The sequence below is a fragment of the Kribbella sp. NPDC023972 genome (assembly GCF_040639075.1).
In the GTDB taxonomy this organism is placed as follows: Bacteria; Actinomycetota; Actinomycetes; order Propionibacteriales; family Kribbellaceae; genus Kribbella.
This window is the reverse complement of record NZ_JBEZZH010000006.1, coordinates 560,152-575,417: the sequence shown is the minus strand read 5'-3', so window position 1 is coordinate 575,417 and position 15,266 is coordinate 560,152. Positions and strand designations below refer to the sequence as shown.

Here is a 15,266-nt window from a genome sequence, read left to right as displayed (position 1 = left end):
CACCCCCTTGCGCCTTCGCTTCGCTCGGCGGCTACGGTTCCCGCCGCGGCCGGCTGACCGGCTTGGGGTGCCCGCCGCGGTCGGCTGACCGGCTTCGGTTCCCGCCGCGGTCGGCTTTCCGGCTGGGGTTGCCCGCCGCCGTCAGCTTTCGGGCGGTGGTTGCCAGCCGCGGTCGGCTGAGCGGCTGGGGTTGCCCGCCGCCCTCAGCTTTCGGGCGGTGGTTGCGTGCGTTGGCCGACCGGCGTGGGTTACTCGCCGCCGCCCACCGGCTGGGAATCCGGCTGCGGTTGTCACTGCAGGTTGCTTGCCGGCCTGGGTTGCCAGCGCGGTCGGCTCACCGGCGGGAGTTGATCGCCGCGGCCGGCTGACTGGCTGCGGTGCTCACGGCACCCGGCGGGACGCTTCCCAGTCGGCTGGCCGGCGGGAGCTGATCGCCGCGGTCTACTAATCGGCGCGGGTGGTCGCCGCGGTTCGCGGGCTGGCCTGGGATTGCGCGTCTCGGTCGGTTGTCCGGCTTGGGTGTGCACCCGGCCGGCCTCCGGCGTGGGCTGGCCACGGCGGTCGGTTCAATCGGCGCGAGTTGATCGCCGCGGTCGGAGGTTGTGTGGGTCGGGGCGGGCTGGGGCCGGCACGGGTGTGTCGGAGGAAGTCGATGAGTTGTCGTCTTCGGCTCAGGGTTGCGAGCTTTCCGATCGAGATCGACGGCTGGGCTCCGACTTGCTCTGTTCCGCTGAGGTGGGGGCTGTGTTGTACGATCAGTGTCGAAGTTTCATGAAGGTCGAAGTAAGGGGTGGATTGTGCGGGTGCTGGTGCAGGAGAGTTTGGCGGGGCCGGCGGAGATGCGGGTGGTGGAGGGGGTGGGGATGCCTGAGGCTGGGCCAGGGGAGGTGTTGGTGAAAGTGGGGGCTGCGGGGGTGAACTTTGCGGATGTCATGCAGACGCGGGGGCTGTACGACGGGGGCTTGGAAGTGCCTTATGTGGCTGGGTTTGAAGCGGCGGGGGAGGTTGTCGATGTAGGCGCCGAGGTTCACGGGATCTCGGTCGGGGAGCGGGTGGTCGGGACTGGGTACGGCGCGTTTGCGGAGTACATGGTGATGGGGGCCGGGAACGTGGCTCGGGTGCCGGAGGGGTGGCGGGATGAGCAGGCGCTGGGGTTGGTGTTGAACTGGGCTACCGCGTTGGCGGCGCTGAAGCCGTTGGGGCAGGTCAGCGCCGGTCAGACGGTGCTGGTTCATGCGGCTGCGGGGGCGGTGGGGCAGGCGGCTGTGCGTTTGGCCAAGCATTACGGGGCGACGGTGATCGGTACGGCGTCGGCGGACAAGCATGACGTGGTACGGAGGCTGGGGGCTGATCAGGTGGTCGACTCCCGGGAGTCGGACGTTGCGAGCGAGGTGCTGCGGCTGACGGACGGCGTGGGCGTCGACGTCGTACTGGAGTCGGTGGGTGGGGAGACGTTCGCGAAGAGTCTCGAGGTAGCCAAACGGGTGACCGGGAAGGTTGTCGTCTACGGCGTTGCCGGTGGTGAGGCGTCGGTCAGCAATTGGGAGTTGAACTTCAAGCACCAGATACACGTGATCGGGCTGCACATCGGTGTGCTGGGACAGCATGCGCCGGAGATGTTCGCTGAGTTGATGGCGGAGTTGGACAAGCTGATCGAGATCGGGGTGTATCCGCCGGGAGAGCCGACGGTGTACGACCTGGCCGACGGTCCGAAGGCGCTGGCCGAACTCGAGACGCGTGCCACCGTGGGCAAGATCGCACTGAAGCCCTAGCCAAGAAGACAGGGAGCATCAAACAGATTGAGCGACCCGCAAGCCTAGGTCTTCGATGGTGAAGGTGGGGTGGGAGCGGCGGCGGACGGTGGAGCCTATTGAGCGGGGTGGGTCGGCGAAGCCGCCGCCGCGGAAGATGCGGTAGGGGCCGTAGGTTGCGGGGTCATAGAGGTCCCAGCACCACTCCCAGACGTTGCCCAGCATGTCGTACAGGCCCCACGCGTTGGGTGATTTCAGGCCGACGGGATGTGGCTGGCCGGACGAGTTGGCCTCGTACCAGGCGATGTCGTCGAGCGGGCCGTAGCGGTAGGCCGGAGTACCTGCGGTGCAGGCGTATTGCCACTCGGCCTCGGTGGGCAGGCGGTATCCGTCGGAATCCCTGTCCCAGCTGACTTCCGAGCCGTCGATCCGGTACGCCGGGGCGAGGCCGAAGTCGGCGGACAACTCGTTGCATAAGGCAATGGCGTCAAACCAGCTGACGCCGGTGAGCGGTACGTCGTTCTCGCCGACGACCGGGTAGCGGGCAAGCCGGAAGGTGGGCAGTTCGACCTGCCAGCGGGTGCCGAGGCGATCGTCTCGGAGGGCGATGGTTCCCGCCGGGAGGTCGACCATGGAAAGCATCCGGCCACCCTACGGAATCAGTAGTAGCGCCGGAGCTTCGGCCACAGAGTGGACCAGGGCTCCGCGGGGGAGTCGCACAGCACGAGCGCGGCGCCGTCCTCGTCGTTGGAGACGATGTTGTCGATGGTCCCGACCTGTTCGCAGCCCTGGAAGTGCGCCTCGTACGTCGGTGTCCGTTCGAGCTCCACGAGCAGCACTGGGCCGGTCTGACCGTCGGGCGGACGTTCCCAGTCGGCGAAGCTCATGTGACCCGAGTACGCCGGTGGGAGTCCGAGCGAAGGCCCGTACCGCCGGAGGGCTCCGGCCTCGCCGTAGTTGCCGGTGAAGATCGTGGCCGACGAGCGTTGCTCGGCGGGGATCCGGTCCCACTGCGCGGCGACAGCATCCGCCAACGACGACCAGCCGATCTGCTCGCCCTGCTCCTTGTTGATCGGGATCACGAAGTCGACCGCCGACGCCGGCAGCACCGGCAACGTGAAAACAGCGGAGGTCACGGCCGCCAGGCCGACCCCGACGGCGACGACCCGGCGCGACCAAGACGCCACCCGCTCAGCCCCTGCCGCGACCACGACCAGCAACAGTGGCAGGGCGTAGTACGACTTCCCGCCGACGGCCAGTACGACGAGGCACAGCAGGGGATAGGCCAACGCGACGGATCGTGCCCACGGAATCCGCCACAGCCGGAGTAACCCGACGACCCACACCGGCACCAGGAACGGCGACAACTGCAACAGTTGCAGTGGAACGAACATGATCCGGTTCTCGACGCCGTCGTCCTCGCTGATCCCGCCGGCGACAATGAGCTGCGGCCAGTCGTGCTGGATCTGCCACAGCACATTGGGCAGCGCCACCAGTCCCGCGAGAGCCACGCCGGCCAGCAGCCACCACGAGCGGAGCACTTCCCGCGGACCAACGATCAGCAGGGCCACCAGCAGCGCACCGACAGGCAGGACGACGAGGTACTTGTTCTCCAACGCGACACCCACGGTCAGGCCGAGTGCGAGCCACCAGCGCCCGTCACCGGTCCGAAGCAGCTTCACGGCGAACAGGCAGATCAGCATCCAGGCCAGCAGGTCGTACGTCGCCGTCGACACCAGATGCCCGACACCGAGCACGAACCCGGACACCGCCGCGCAGATCGCAGCGAGCACCTGTCCGCGGCGCGAGCTGCCGAACTCCCGCGCGATCAACGCGACCACGACGACCGTGATCGCGCACGCCAGGGTCGATACCACTCGGAGACCCATTGGCGTGTTCCCGAACATGGCCGTCGAGACACGCGCCAACAACGGTGTCAGCGGTGGCTGGTCGACGTACCCCCAAGCCAGCTTTTGGCCGGCCACCAGGAAGTACAGCTCGTCTCGGTGGTATCCGTATCGCCCGGAGACAGCCGTGAGCACGACCCCGACAACGGCCGCGACGGACACCACGGGAACGGCTGCGAAGGGTGGCACCGAAGGCCGAGTGGCTGTCATGCGGGAATGCTGTCAGCCCATCCCGGTCCGGACCAGGAATTAACCAGGCACCGAAGAGGACTTCTCCGCGCACCGCGGCCAAAGATCGGTTCAGTTCAGGAAGAAGGGGCGTTCTTCGCGACCCAGGAGGAGGACGCGCCCGGTCAGGGTGTCGTCGTCGATGAAGCGGACGACGGCGTCGGTCAGGACGTCGAGCGGGACGAGCTCGGGGCCGCGTTCGTCTTCGGGAAGCAAGGAGCGCTCCCGGATGCCGCGGTCGGTCGCGACCCAGTCGGGCACGACGCAGTTGACTCGGACGCCGTGGCTGTCGGCCAGCGGAGCGAGGGTCGCGGTGAGACGGATGAGCGCGGCCTTGGCGGCGCTGTACTCCGGGGAGACATGTGGCCCGAACCCCAAGCCCGCGGTCGATCCCACGTTGACGATCGCTCCACCGCCGGCCGCTCGCATCGCCGGGAGGGCGAGCTGGGTGGTCAGCATCGGCGCACGCAGGTTGAGATCGAGTGACGCCGACCAGCGCTCGACCGACGCCTCCGGAAAGCAGGGCTGCAACGAGGGACCGCCGCCGGCATTGTTGACCAGGATCTGCGGTTGACATGCCATCAGATCCACGACCGCGTCGTCATCGCGCAGGTCGACGCGGACGAACCGTGCTCCGGAGCCGATCGAGTGGCAGGTTTCCCTCCCGCCGTCGGAGTCGACATCGGCGACAACGACCTCTGCGCCCTCGGCCGCCAGCCGTTGCGCGATCGCCCGGCCGATCCCGACCGCGGCGCCGGTGACGACCGCGAGCTTCCCGTCGATCCGCATGTGTCCATTCACCTCCAGGCCCCACGCTCCCACCAACCACCGACAATGCGACATCATGTTGGTATGTCAAGCGGACAACCAGCGGGCCTGCTCTATCAACGGCTGAGCACCCATGTGCTTGAGCAGATCCGCCGCGGTGCGCTGCGGCCCGGCGACAGGGTGCCGTCGGAGATGGAGCTCGCGGCCCAGTTCGAGGTCAGTCGGATCACGTCGAAGCGGGCTCTCGAGGTGCTGCGGGAGGCCGGTCTGGTCGAGCGCATCCGTGGCCGGGGCACGTTCGTGGTGCGCAACCTGCCAGACCTCACAGGTGTCACCGTCCCGCTCAAGGGCCGGGTGCCCCGCGCGAAGCACGAGGCTCGCTCGGTCGCGTTCGTCGTACCGGACATGTCCGAGGCCTACGGTCTGGACCTGCTCAACGCCATCGAGGAGCGGTGCGCGGAGTACGGCGCTCATCTCGTCGTACGGCGGACGCACGGCCGGCAGTCCGATGAGGAGAAGGCGGTGGACTCGCTGGTGGCGACCGGCGAGGTGGACGGGCTGATCGTGTTCCCGGTGCACGGCGACTTCTACAACGCGAGCCTGCTGCGGCAGGTGCTGGACGGGTTCCCGGTGGTGCTGGTCGACCGTCACCTGTCCGGCATCCCGGTCGCGGCGGTCCACACCGACAACGTGGCCGCATCGCGGGCGTTGACGTCTCAGCTGCTGGATCGCGGGCATCGGCACATCGCGATCGTCTCGCCGCCGCCGGTGAACACGTCGTCGATCGAGGACCGGCTGGAGGGTTTCCGGGCCGCCTTCCAGGGCCGCGGTCAGGCCCACGAGCTGACCGAGCTGCGCAGCACGCTGCCCGGATCGACGACGACCGAGTCCATCAGGGCGGATGTCGGCGTCATCCGCGCGTTCCGCGATCGCGTGCCGGACGTGACGGCGTACGTCGCCTGTGAGTACAACCTGGCGCGGATGGTCGACCGGGCGCTCGACGGCGAGCAGGTCGTGGTCGCGTGCTTCGACTCACCGGGCGACTCGATCGGCGGGCCGCCGTACCTGCATGTCCGGCAGAACCAGCGGGAGATGGGCCGCCGCGCGGTGGACCTGCTGCTGGCCCAGCTGCGCGGTGAGACGGTGCCGAACCTGTCCATCGTGCCGTTCGAGCTCGTCGATGCCGAAGGCAACTGAAGACCTGACTTTCGGCAGTACGCCGCTGTCGGGCCGACTGTGTACCGTCGGGCGCATGAAGTGGCGGCGCGTGGGAGACGTCGGCCTGTGGGCCGCGCCGAGCCTCCTCGTGGTCGCGGAGAGCGGTGCCAGGGGCGACCCGTACTGGTTGCAGGCCGTGTGCATCGCCGTACTGTTCGCCGGGGTGTTCGTCCGCCGGTCACGGCCACTGCTGGCGTTCACGGTGGTCGCCTGGGCGGAGATCGTGATCCTCGCCTTCGCCCTCGGTACGACGAACGGCGTGCAGATCGCGCTGGTTCCGGCGATCACGCTGCTGAGCTATCTGGCCGGCAGGCGGGAGACACAGCTCAAGCACTTCGTGATGGTGTCCAGCTGGTCACTGCTCGGGATGCTGCTGCTCACCCTGATCGTGCGCCGCGAGGAGCAGGCCACCGAAGCGGTGCTCACCTGGCTGGTCATGCTGTTGCTCGCCTTGCTGCTGGTCGTGCTGCCCTGGCTGGTCGGCCGGTACCGGGCGCAGCAGGCACTGCTCGTCTCGGCCGGTTGGGAGCGGGCCGAGCGGATCGAGCGCGAGCAGCGGATGGCGATCGACCAGGAGCGGCTCAGGGAGCGTTCGCGGATCGCGCAGGACATGCATGACTCGGTCGGTCACGAGCTGAGCCTGATCGCGCTGCGGGCGGCCGCGCTGGAGCTGGACCCGTCGCTGCCCGAGGAGCACCGCCGGGCGGCTTCCGAGTTGCGGGAGATGGCGGGTACGGCGACGGACCGGCTCGGCGACATCATCGGTGTACTACGGGACGCGGATGCTCCGCTGGTCCCACGCGACGAGAACGTGCCTGCGTTGGTCGACCGAGCCGCCGCGTCAGGGCTGTCGGTGACGCTGGTCCAGGAGGGCGATGCCGAGCTGTCCCCGTTGGTCGACCGGGCTGTGCACCGCGTCGTACAGGAGTCTCTGACGAACGCGAGCAAGCACGCGCCCGGGGCGTCCGTCACAGTCACCATGACGTCGGCCGCGGACGACGTACGTGTGCGGATCGTCGACACAGGTGCGGTCCGGCCCGTGCCGGAGTCCGTCCCCTCGTCGGGTCGCGGGCTGGACGGGCTTCGTGAGCGGGTCCGGCTCGTGGGTGGAACGCTGACGGCCGGGCCACATCAGGGTGGTTTCGAGGTCGTGGCGACGATGCCGCGGGCGGGTGGCCGGCCGGAGCCAGAGGAGCAGCCGCCCGTGTCCGCGGCGGCTGCCGAACAGGCCACGGTACGGCGCAGCGTGCGGCGCGGACTGATCACGGCCGTCGTGGCGCCACTGGTCCTCGGGGCGGCGATCGGAGTGGTTGCCCTGGGCTATTACCTGATCGCCGGCTACAGCTCGATCCTGCGGCCGAGCGAGTACGACGGTCTGACCGTTGGGCAGCCGCAGCGCGAAGTGGAGAAGGCGCTCCCCGCGATGCAGATGATCGACCCACCGGGCGAGGGCTTCACACCCCCGGCCGGCTGGACTTGCCGCTACTACCGCCCGGACGCGCCGTTCTCCATCAACTACGCCTACCGCCTCTGCTTCGCCGACGGTGCCCTGGTTGCCAAGGCCATCGTCCAGACCGGTTCCGTTCCCCCGACTGCCGAGACGACAGGATGACTGCGTGATCAGGGTTTTGCTGGCCGATGACGAGGCGATGGTGCGGGCCGGCGTACGCGCGATTCTCGGCACGGACGAGGAGATCGACGTCGTGGCCGAGGCGGCGGACGGGGTGGAGGCGGTCGAGGCGGTACGGCGGCATCGGCCGGACGTGGCCGTGCTGGACATCCGGATGCCGCGGATGGACGGGCTGGCCGCCGGTGCCGAGATCCGGCGCACGATGCCCGGCACCGCGGTCGTCATCCTCACCACCTTCTCCGAGGACGCGTACATCGCCCGGGCGCTCGGGGACGGGGCGAGCGGTTTTCTGCTCAAGTCAGGCGATCCTCGCGAACTGATCGCCGGCCTGAAAGCTGTCGCGGAAGGCGCCGCCTACCTGTCACCCCGGGTGGCACAGCGCGTCATCGCCGAGCTGAGCGCGGGAGCGGGTGGCGGTTCGATGGCGCGGGCGGCGGCCGCCAAGGAGCAGGTCGCCGTACTGAGCCCGCGGGAGCTGGAGGTCCTCGGCCTGGTCGGGGCGGGCTTGTCCAACGCGGAGATCGCCCAGCGGCTGTTCCTGGTCGAAGGCACGGTCAAGGCCTACGTCAGCGCCATCCTGCTGCGCCTCGCGGTGAAGAACCGGGTCCAGGCCGCCATCGTCGCCTACGAGGCAGGTCTGGTGACCGGCTGAGCTGGTCGGAAGCCGACAGTGCGGCGGCCGTCCGACGCTCCGGGTGGTGACTCCGTGTGGACACCCTGTCATGGGATAGTGGACCTCTCCCGGAGACCTCACCTCCGGAATCGATCCAGCAACCTGCAGGGGCCACCGGCCTCTCTCACAGAATCGGGGATCCAGGTCGTGACCGACTCGCACAACTCCGGACAGCACAAGGACCGGGAAGCGGCGGCGGCTGAGGTCCGGAGAATGTGGCAACCGACCCCCTCCTGGACCCAGCCGGACCCGAACCCGGTGCCCGCGCGCGACCCCGAACCCGCGGACAACGCCGACGAGCAGCCGGACGCACTGTCCGCGGACTTCCCGGGCGACTCGTGGTCTCGGGCCAACGGCCAGCCGGCGCCCTGGAGCCAGCCGCAGACGCCGGCTCCGGCCCCGCCACCGGCCGCCCCGTCCTGGACCCAGCCGGCCGCCGACGCGAGCACTTCGTGGACCCAGCCCACGACCGAGCCGGACGAGTACGACGACGCCGACAAGCCGGCCGCCGCCGAAGCCGAGACCGGTGACGACCCGGCGGCGGGTCAGCACGCCGCGGGCGCCGCCGGTGGTCTGCCGGCGGGTGGTTCGACCGGCGCCCCGGTCTTCGGCGGCTCGTCCTTCCACGGCTCCGGCTCGAGCCCCAGCGTCGGCAACCCGGCAGCCGGTGGACAGGCCGCTGCCGGACAGGCGGGTCAGGCAGGCGGACAGGCAGCGGCTGGCGCTCCGGCACAGGGCGGCCAGCAACTGTCTCCCGCCGCACAGCACTTCTTCCCGCAGGGCATTCCCGGTCAGCACGCCCCGCAGCAGCGCGAGGTGTCGTACCGGACCGACGAGCTGATCCAGGCCCTGCCGCTGCCGCGGGAGGCTCCGGCGGAGCGCGGCATCCGCAGTGCGCTGCGTCTGCGGCCCGGTAGCGCCGAGCGGCTGGAGCGGATCGCGCGGGCGACCGCGGCGACCGCGTTCCGCCGTCCGGTCACGATCGTCGTGGCCAACCCCAAGGGTGGCTCGGGCAAGACGCCGACCACGCTGCTGCTGGCCGGTGCGCTCGGTCAGGCCCGCGGCGGCGGAGTCGTCGCGTGGGACAACAACGAGCTGCGCGGCAACATGCACCTGCGGACCCATGACACGAACAGCCGGTCCACCGTCACGGACATGCTGCAGGCGATGCCGATGCTGACCCAGCCGGACGCACGGCTCGGCGACGTCGCGGCGTACCTGCGCCATCAGGTGGCCGGGCAGTACGACGTACTGACGTCTGCGACCACGACGTACGCGCAGATCGAGGCGAAGGACTTCGACCAGATCCACCGGTTGCTGAGCCGGTTCTACAAGGTCCTGGTGATCGACACCGGGAACAACGAGGGCTCCAGCAACTGGCGTGAGGCGATGAAGGCGGCCGACGCCCTCGTCATCCCGATCAAGTGGAAGAGCCTGTCCTGCGCGGCCGCCGTGCAGATGCTGGAGGAGCTGGACAACCAGGGCCCGGAGGCACAGCGGCTGATCCGCCGCGCGGTGATCGCGGTGTCGAACGGTCCCGGCGACGTGAACAAGGAGGTCGAGAAGCAGCTCCGCCCGTACTTCGAGTCACGCGCGGCCGCGGTCATCGACATCCCGACCGACATGCACATCGCCGCCGAGGGTCCGCTCGACCATTCCGCCCTGCAGCCCAGCACTCGGCGCGCCGCGCTCGAGCTGGCCGCGAAGGTCTCCGAGCAGATCACCATCGCGCTGAACGTTCCGCGGTAGTAGTAAGGCGAAAGTCGCCCAGGCCTCCCGCAGGCCTGGGCGACTTCTGCTTTCAGGCGTCTCGGCGGGTCAGGACCCTGGTGCCCGTGACCAGAGCGGCCGCGGTCCAGGCGAGCAGGACGACGACGCTCAGCGTGGGGGAGATGGGGTCCGTGGAGCGGCTCAGGAAGTTCTGGCCGGCGCCGCCCGGGAGGAACGCGGCGATCCAGACCAGGGTGCGCAGGCCGCTCTGGCCGAGCATCATCGGCAGGACCATCAGCAGCAGGAACGCCGCCGTCAAGGTGCCCGCGGTACTGCGGAGGATCCAGGCGATACCGAGCGAGAACAGGCCGGCCGCGGTCAGGTAGAAGGCGACCGACAGCAGGTCCGTCACGAGCGGCCGCAGGTCCCAGTCGGCCCAGGAACCTGCCATCAGTCCTCCCGCGACCGCGGCGACCGTCGCGAGCAACAGGCCGTAGACGAACAGCACCGGCGCCAGTACGACCGCCTTGGCCTGTACGACGTTGCGCCGTACCGGCGTCCACTGGAGAGTCGAGCGGATGCTTCCGGTCGCGTATTCCGAGGTGACCGGCAGCAGCGCGAACGCGGCCACGATCACCTGCAGGATCAGTACGGCCGAGAGACCGAATCCGCCGACCGGCTGTGGCGCCACGAGCTGACCCGGCTCGGGATGGTCGTTGTTGTACGCCGTACCGATACCGAACTGGAGGCCTAGCAGAGCGGCCAGCACCAGGGCGGACGCGACGTTCAGCCAGCTCGACCGGACAGTCCACAGCTTGGTCCATTCGGACCGGACCGCGTCGCCGAGCCGGGCCCTCGACCGGGAGCTCGACTCGAGGGTGAGAGTTGCCGTAGGCACAGTCATCGTTTGCCTGCTTCCACGAGTTCGGGCTCGACGTCAGGTCGAGGCTGACGCTTCCGGTGTTGGTGCCGCACGACCTCGACGATCAACGTGACGGCGAGGGCCAGGCCGATGCCGAGGATGACGCCCTTGAGCGGGTTGTCCTCGAACGCCTTGCCGCCGATGTAGCCGACCAGAGCGCAGTAGATGCCCCAGCTGATCGCCGCGAGCCCGGCGAAGAACGAGAACTTGCGCAGCGGGTATCGGACCGAGCCCATCGTCAGCGTGACGGCTGTCCGCCCGCCGGGGATGTACCGGGCCACCACCAGCACCAGTCCGCCGCGTTCGGCGAGTGCTCGCCGGGCCCACAGGCTCATGGCATGTCGCTTGGTCCCTGGCTGCAGCCGGTCAAGGAGCCTGCCGCCGGCACCACGGCCCAGTGCGTAGGACACGTGGTCACCGACGAAGGCACCAGCCGCGGCGACCACGATGACCGCCCATAGCTTCGGCTCACCCGTGGCGGCGAACACTCCGGCCGTGACCACCAGAGTCTCGCTCGGCACCGCCGGGAAGAACCCGTCCAGCGCGGCGAACCCCCACAGCGCCAGGTAGATCCACCACGACGACATGAGCTCATGCGTGAAGTGCAGAATCGCGTCGCTCATCTACGTCCTCGCTTCGCTCCGGGCGCGGATGAGGCACGAGTCACGCTGTGTTGGAGGCTGACGTCGCTTCGCTCGGTCATGAGGCCACGCCGTACTGGACGCTGTCGGCGGTCAGCTCCATGTAGGCCTCTTCCAGCGAGGCGTGCTCGGTGTGCAGCTCGTGCAGGCGCACACCGAGCTCGTGGGCGAGGTCACCGACTCGCTCCACCGCCACGCCGGTCAGGATCAACCGGTCGTCCGCGGACTCCACCCGCTCCGCCTCGGCTGTGAGCCGATCACGCAGTACGCCGAGGTCCGCGCGATCCGGCACCCGGACGACGACCGTCGTCCGGGACGAGCCGGCGATCACCTCGGCCACCGGCGCGTCCGCGATCAAGCGACCCTTGCCGATCACGACCAGTTGGTCGGCGGTCAGCTGCATCTCGCTCATCAGATGGCTGGAGACGAACACGGTCCGGCCCTCGGCCGCGAGTGAGCGCATCAGCCGCCGTACCCAGCGGACGCCGTCCGGGTCGAGGCCGTTCACCGGCTCGTCGAACATCAGCACCTCGGGATCGCCGAGCAGTGCGCCGGCGATCCCGAGCCGCTGGCCCATGCCGAGCGAGAACTGACCGGCCCGCTTCCGGGTGACCGAGTCGAGGCCGACGATCGACAGCACCTCGTCCACCCGGCTGACCGGGATGCCGTTGCTCTGCGCCATCGCGACCAGGTGGTTGCGTGCGCTCCGGCGCGGGTGCAGGGCCTTGGCGTCGAGCAGGGCACCGACCTTGGCCAGCGGTTGGGGCCAGGCCGCGTACGGGCGGCCGTCGATCAGCGCGGTGCCCTCGGTCGGGATATCGAGACCGAGGATCATCCGCATGGTGGTCGACTTGCCGGCGCCGTTCGGCCCGAGGAAGCCGGTCACCTGGCCGGGTGCGACGGTGAGGTCGAGCGAGTCGACCGCGGTCGTGTCGCCGTACCTCTTGCTGAGTCCTTCGAGCGTGATCACGCCGGGGCCCCTCCTGATTCAAGTAGTTGACTCGAACCTAGGAATTCGGGCACCCCCGCCACATCCGGCCAACGGCTGGTCCGACCCCCTACTTTCGTCAGGTGAGCCCGGGCCTGTGGATACGGCGTCCGGGTCTGGTGCCGGAGTCGATACCATCTGTGCGTGAACGGCCCGCGGTTCCGCGGGACGCCTGAGAATGCAACGCTGTCCCGAGGAGTGAACGTGCCGGAAGTCAAGGTCCATCTGATCGGCGTCGAGGGCGAGGCTGAGCGGAGTGTGACCGAGACGACGACGATCGGGGAGCTGTTCGCCGAGATCTTCGGCCAGGACCGCTCCGCCATCGCCGCCCGTGTCAACGGTGAGCTGCGCGACCTGTCCCGCCTCGTCGCGGACGGTGACGAGATCGAGCCGGTCAAGGCCGGGTCGGAGGACGGCCGGGCGATCATCCGGCACTCGACCGCGCACGTGCTCGCGCAGGCGGTGCAGGAGCTGTTCCCGGAGGCGAAGCTGGGCATCGGCCCGCCGGTCGAGAACGGGTTCTACTACGACTTCGACGTACCCACGCCGTTCACGCCGGACGCTCTGGGCAAGCTCGAGAAGAAGATGCAGCAGATCATCAAGGAGCGGCAGCGGTTCAGCCGCCGGGTGGTCTCCGACGACGACGCGCGCACCGAGCTGGCCGCCGAGCCGTACAAGCTCGAGCTGATCGGGATCAAGGGCTCCGCGGCCGACGCCGCCGAAGGGGCCAGTGTCGAGGTCGGCGGTGGCGAGCTGACGATCTACGACAACCTCCGGCGCGACGACTCGGTGGCATGGAAGGACCTGTGCCGCGGTCCGCACGTCCCCGCCACCGGGTACTTGGGCAACTTCAAGCTGATGCGGACGGCCGCGGCGTACTGGCGGGGGAGTGAGAAGAACCCGCAGCTGCAGCGGATCTACGGCACGGCGTGGGAGTCCCGCGACGAGCTCAAGGCCTACCTGACCCGGCTGGAGGAGGCCGCCAAGCGCGACCACCGCAAACTCGGCACGGAGCTGGACCTGTTCAGCTTCCCCGACGAGATCGGCTCCGGCCTGGCGGTGTTCCACCCGAAGGGCGGCGTGCTGCGCAAGGTGATGGAGGACTACTCCCGCCAGCGCCACGTCGAGGACGACTACGAGTTCGTGTACTCGCCGCACATCACCAAGGGCCAGCTGTTCGAGACCTCGGGCCACCTCGACTGGTACGCCGACGGCATGTACCCGCCCATGCACCTGGACGAGGAGCGCGGCGCGGACGGGCAGCTCCGCAAGCAGGGCCAGGACTACTACCTGAAGCCGATGAACTGCCCGATGCACAACCTGATCTTCGGCGCCCGCGGCCGGTCCTACCGTGAGCTGCCGCTGCGGCTGTTCGAGTTCGGCACCGTCTACCGGCTGGAGAAGTCCGGTGTCGTGCACGGCATGACCCGGGCCCGCGGCTTCACCCAGGACGACGCGCACATCTACTGCACCCGTGAGCAGATGCGCGACGAGCTGCGCAACCTGCTCACCTTCGTGCTCGGCCTGCTCGCCGACTACGGCCTGGACGACTTCTACCTGGAGCTGTCCACCAAGAACCCGGACAAGTTCGTCGGCTCCGACGAGGTCTGGGAGGAGGCCACCGAGACGCTCCGGGAAGTTGCCGAGGGCTCCGGTCTCGAACTGGTCCCGGACCCGGGTGGCGCGGCGTTCTACGGCCCGAAGATCTCGGTCCAGGCCAAGGACGCGATCGGCCGGACCTGGCAGATGTCGACGATCCAGCTGGACTTCAACCTGCCGGAGCGGTTCGAGCTGGAGTACACCGCGCCGGACGGATCGCGGCAGCGTCCGGTGATGATCCACCGCGCGCTGTTCGGCTCGATCGAGCGGTTCGTCGCCGTGCTGACCGAGCACTACGCCGGCGCCTTCCCGCCCTGGCTGGCCCCGGTCCAGGTGACCGGCATCCCGGTGACCGACGGCCACGTCGACTACCTGTACGACGTCGCCGCGCAACTGAAGGCGCAAGGGATCCGGATCGAGGTGGACGCCTCCGACGACCGGATGCAGAAGAAGATCCGCAACGCGCAGAAGTCCAAGGTGCCGTACATGCTGATCGCCGGTGACGACGATATGGCCGGCGGCTCGGTGTCGTTCCGGTACCGGGACGGCTCGCAGAAGAACGGCGTACCGATCGCCGACGCGATCACCGAGATCGTCGAGGCAGTCGCGAAGCGCGTACAGGTATGACCGATTCCCCCGACCAGCCGTCCGGCGTACCGGATTCCCCGTACGCACCGGATGAGGTGGTGACGCAGGACGGCGTCGGGGTGGCGGATCCGTTCATGCGGTTGTGGACCCCGCACCGGATGGCCTACATCGAGGGGGAGAACAAGCCGACCACCGCCGAGGCGGGCTCGGGTTGCCCGTTCTGCCGGCTGCCCGGGCTGGCGGACGCCGACGCGTTGATCGTGCACCGGGGTGCGGCGGCGTACGTGGTGCTGAACCTGTATCCGTACAACCCCGGTCACCTGATGGTGGTGCCGTACCGCCATGTCGCGGACTACACCGAGCTGACCGAGGTGGAGGTCGCCGACGTCGCCACCCTCACGAGGCAGGCGATGCAGGCGATCCGGACGGTGTCCGGCGCGCACGGTTTCAACATCGGCATGAACCAGGGCGAGATCGCCGGTGCCGGGATCGCGGCCCATCTCCACCAGCACGTCGTACCGCGCTGGTCGGGTGACACGAACTTCATGCCCGCCATCGCGCACACGAAAGTCCTGCCACAACTCCTGCCGGACACCCGAGCCCTGCTGGCCAAGTCCTGGCCGAGCGAGCCGTGAACAGGAGA

At 69.0% G+C, this 15,266-nt stretch carries 14 protein-coding genes; 8 read left to right on the top strand and 6 right to left on the bottom strand.

Annotation, left to right across the window (positions count from 1 at the left end):
* Together AB0F43_RS26185 and AB0F43_RS26180 are read left to right on the top strand one after the other, a co-directional pair.
* Positions 1 to 368 (top strand): hypothetical protein (locus AB0F43_RS26185; protein ID WP_360482022.1); only part of this gene is annotated, 368 nt, incomplete at its 5' end.
* 471 nt (positions 369 to 839) lie between these two features.
* The gene (locus AB0F43_RS26180) at positions 840 to 1,772 is read left to right on the top strand and encodes a zinc-binding dehydrogenase (protein ID WP_360482061.1); all 933 of its coding nucleotides are present in this window, start codon (positions 840 to 842) and stop codon (positions 1,770 to 1,772) included.
* 18 nt (positions 1,773 to 1,790) lie between these two features.
* On the opposite strand, the gene AB0F43_RS26175 is transcribed toward AB0F43_RS26180, so the two are convergent.
* The 3 genes from AB0F43_RS26175 to AB0F43_RS26165 form a co-directional block, all read right to left on the bottom strand.
* Positions 1,791 to 2,393 carry an SUMF1/EgtB/PvdO family nonheme iron enzyme gene (locus tag AB0F43_RS26175; RefSeq protein WP_360482019.1) on the bottom strand — a complete coding sequence of 201 codons (603 nt, stop codon included), beginning with the start codon at positions 2,391 to 2,393 and terminating at the stop codon, positions 1,791 to 1,793.
* Positions 2,394 to 2,410: 17 nt separating this feature from the next.
* A complete protein-coding gene (locus AB0F43_RS26170; RefSeq protein ID WP_360482016.1) occupies positions 2,411 to 3,868 on the bottom strand; it encodes a glycosyltransferase family 39 protein in 1,458 nt (485 codons plus the stop codon).
* Between the two features lie 90 nt (positions 3,869 to 3,958).
* Positions 3,959 to 4,675 carry an SDR family NAD(P)-dependent oxidoreductase gene (locus AB0F43_RS26165; RefSeq protein ID WP_360482013.1) on the bottom strand — a complete coding sequence of 239 codons (717 nt, stop codon included), beginning with the start codon at positions 4,673 to 4,675 and terminating at the stop codon, positions 3,959 to 3,961.
* Positions 4,676 to 4,738: 63 nt separating this feature from the next.
* Between AB0F43_RS26165 and AB0F43_RS26160 the strand changes: the two genes are divergently transcribed.
* The 4 genes from AB0F43_RS26160 to AB0F43_RS26145 all read left to right on the top strand — a co-directional run bounded on the left by AB0F43_RS26160 (position 4,739) and on the right by AB0F43_RS26145 (position 9,924).
* On the top strand, positions 4,739 to 5,851 hold the full coding sequence (locus tag AB0F43_RS26160) for a GntR family transcriptional regulator (RefSeq protein WP_360482010.1): 1,113 nt from the start codon (positions 4,739 to 4,741) through the stop codon (positions 5,849 to 5,851).
* Positions 5,852 to 5,906: 55 nt separating this feature from the next.
* Positions 5,907 to 7,484, top strand: coding sequence for a histidine kinase (locus AB0F43_RS26155; RefSeq protein WP_360482007.1), 1,578 nt, complete (start codon positions 5,907 to 5,909; stop codon positions 7,482 to 7,484).
* Between the two features lie 4 nt (positions 7,485 to 7,488).
* Complete coding sequence (locus tag AB0F43_RS26150; RefSeq protein WP_360482004.1) at positions 7,489 to 8,154, top strand: response regulator transcription factor; 666 nt, start codon at positions 7,489 to 7,491, stop codon at positions 8,152 to 8,154.
* A 168-nt stretch (positions 8,155 to 8,322) separates the two neighbouring features.
* Positions 8,323 to 9,924 carry an AAA family ATPase gene (locus tag AB0F43_RS26145; protein ID WP_360482001.1) on the top strand — a complete coding sequence of 534 codons (1,602 nt, stop codon included), beginning with the start codon at positions 8,323 to 8,325 and terminating at the stop codon, positions 9,922 to 9,924.
* 52 nt (positions 9,925 to 9,976) lie between these two features.
* On the opposite strand, the gene AB0F43_RS26140 is transcribed toward AB0F43_RS26145, so the two are convergent.
* The 3 genes from AB0F43_RS26140 to AB0F43_RS26130 all read right to left on the bottom strand — a co-directional run bounded on the left by AB0F43_RS26140 (position 9,977) and on the right by AB0F43_RS26130 (position 12,418).
* Positions 9,977 to 10,789, bottom strand: coding sequence for an ABC transporter permease (locus tag AB0F43_RS26140; protein WP_360481998.1), 813 nt, complete (start codon positions 10,787 to 10,789; stop codon positions 9,977 to 9,979).
* The gene (locus tag AB0F43_RS26135) at positions 10,786 to 11,430 is read right to left on the bottom strand and encodes a DedA family protein (protein ID WP_360481995.1); all 645 of its coding nucleotides are present in this window, start codon (positions 11,428 to 11,430) and stop codon (positions 10,786 to 10,788) included. Before AB0F43_RS26135 ends, AB0F43_RS26140 begins: the two co-directional genes overlap by 4 nt.
* A 76-nt stretch (positions 11,431 to 11,506) precedes the next feature.
* The gene (locus AB0F43_RS26130) at positions 11,507 to 12,418 is read right to left on the bottom strand and encodes an ATP-binding cassette domain-containing protein (protein WP_360481992.1); all 912 of its coding nucleotides are present in this window, start codon (positions 12,416 to 12,418) and stop codon (positions 11,507 to 11,509) included.
* A gap of 222 nt (positions 12,419 to 12,640) precedes the next feature.
* On the opposite strand from AB0F43_RS26130, the gene thrS reads away from it, so the two are divergent.
* Together thrS and AB0F43_RS26120 are read left to right on the top strand one after the other, a co-directional pair.
* Positions 12,641 to 14,662: a threonine--tRNA ligase gene (gene thrS / locus AB0F43_RS26125; RefSeq protein WP_360481989.1), complete on the top strand. Its 2,022-nt coding sequence runs from the start codon at positions 12,641 to 12,643 to the stop codon at positions 14,660 to 14,662.
* Positions 14,659 to 15,258: an HIT domain-containing protein gene (locus AB0F43_RS26120; RefSeq protein ID WP_360481986.1), complete on the top strand. Its 600-nt coding sequence runs from the start codon at positions 14,659 to 14,661 to the stop codon at positions 15,256 to 15,258. Before thrS ends, AB0F43_RS26120 begins: the two co-directional genes overlap by 4 nt.
* Positions 15,259 to 15,266: the final 8 nt, after the last annotated feature.

What these genes read in the sequence shown, in the direction of transcription:
- AB0F43_RS26180 (WP_360482061.1), top strand. Translation starts at nt 840, where the DNA reads ATGCGGGTGGTGGAGGGGGTGGGGATGCCTGAGGCTGGGCCAGGGGAG.
- AB0F43_RS26175 (WP_360482019.1), bottom strand. Translation starts at nt 2,393, where the DNA reads ATGCTTTCCATGGTCGACCTCCCGGCGGGAACCATCGCCCTCCGAGAC.
- AB0F43_RS26170 (WP_360482016.1), bottom strand. Translation starts at nt 3,868, where the DNA reads ATGACAGCCACTCGGCCTTCGGTGCCACCCTTCGCAGCCGTTCCCGTG.
- AB0F43_RS26165 (WP_360482013.1), bottom strand. Translation starts at nt 4,675, where the DNA reads ATGCGGATCGACGGGAAGCTCGCGGTCGTCACCGGCGCCGCGGTCGGG.
- AB0F43_RS26160 (WP_360482010.1), top strand. Translation starts at nt 4,739, where the DNA reads ATGTCAAGCGGACAACCAGCGGGCCTGCTCTATCAACGGCTGAGCACC.
- AB0F43_RS26155 (WP_360482007.1), top strand. Translation starts at nt 5,907, where the DNA reads ATGAAGTGGCGGCGCGTGGGAGACGTCGGCCTGTGGGCCGCGCCGAGC.
- AB0F43_RS26140 (WP_360481998.1), bottom strand. Translation starts at nt 10,789, where the DNA reads ATGACTGTGCCTACGGCAACTCTCACCCTCGAGTCGAGCTCCCGGTCG.
- AB0F43_RS26135 (WP_360481995.1), bottom strand. Translation starts at nt 11,430, where the DNA reads ATGAGCGACGCGATTCTGCACTTCACGCATGAGCTCATGTCGTCGTGG.
- AB0F43_RS26120 (WP_360481986.1), top strand. Translation starts at nt 14,659, where the DNA reads ATGACCGATTCCCCCGACCAGCCGTCCGGCGTACCGGATTCCCCGTAC.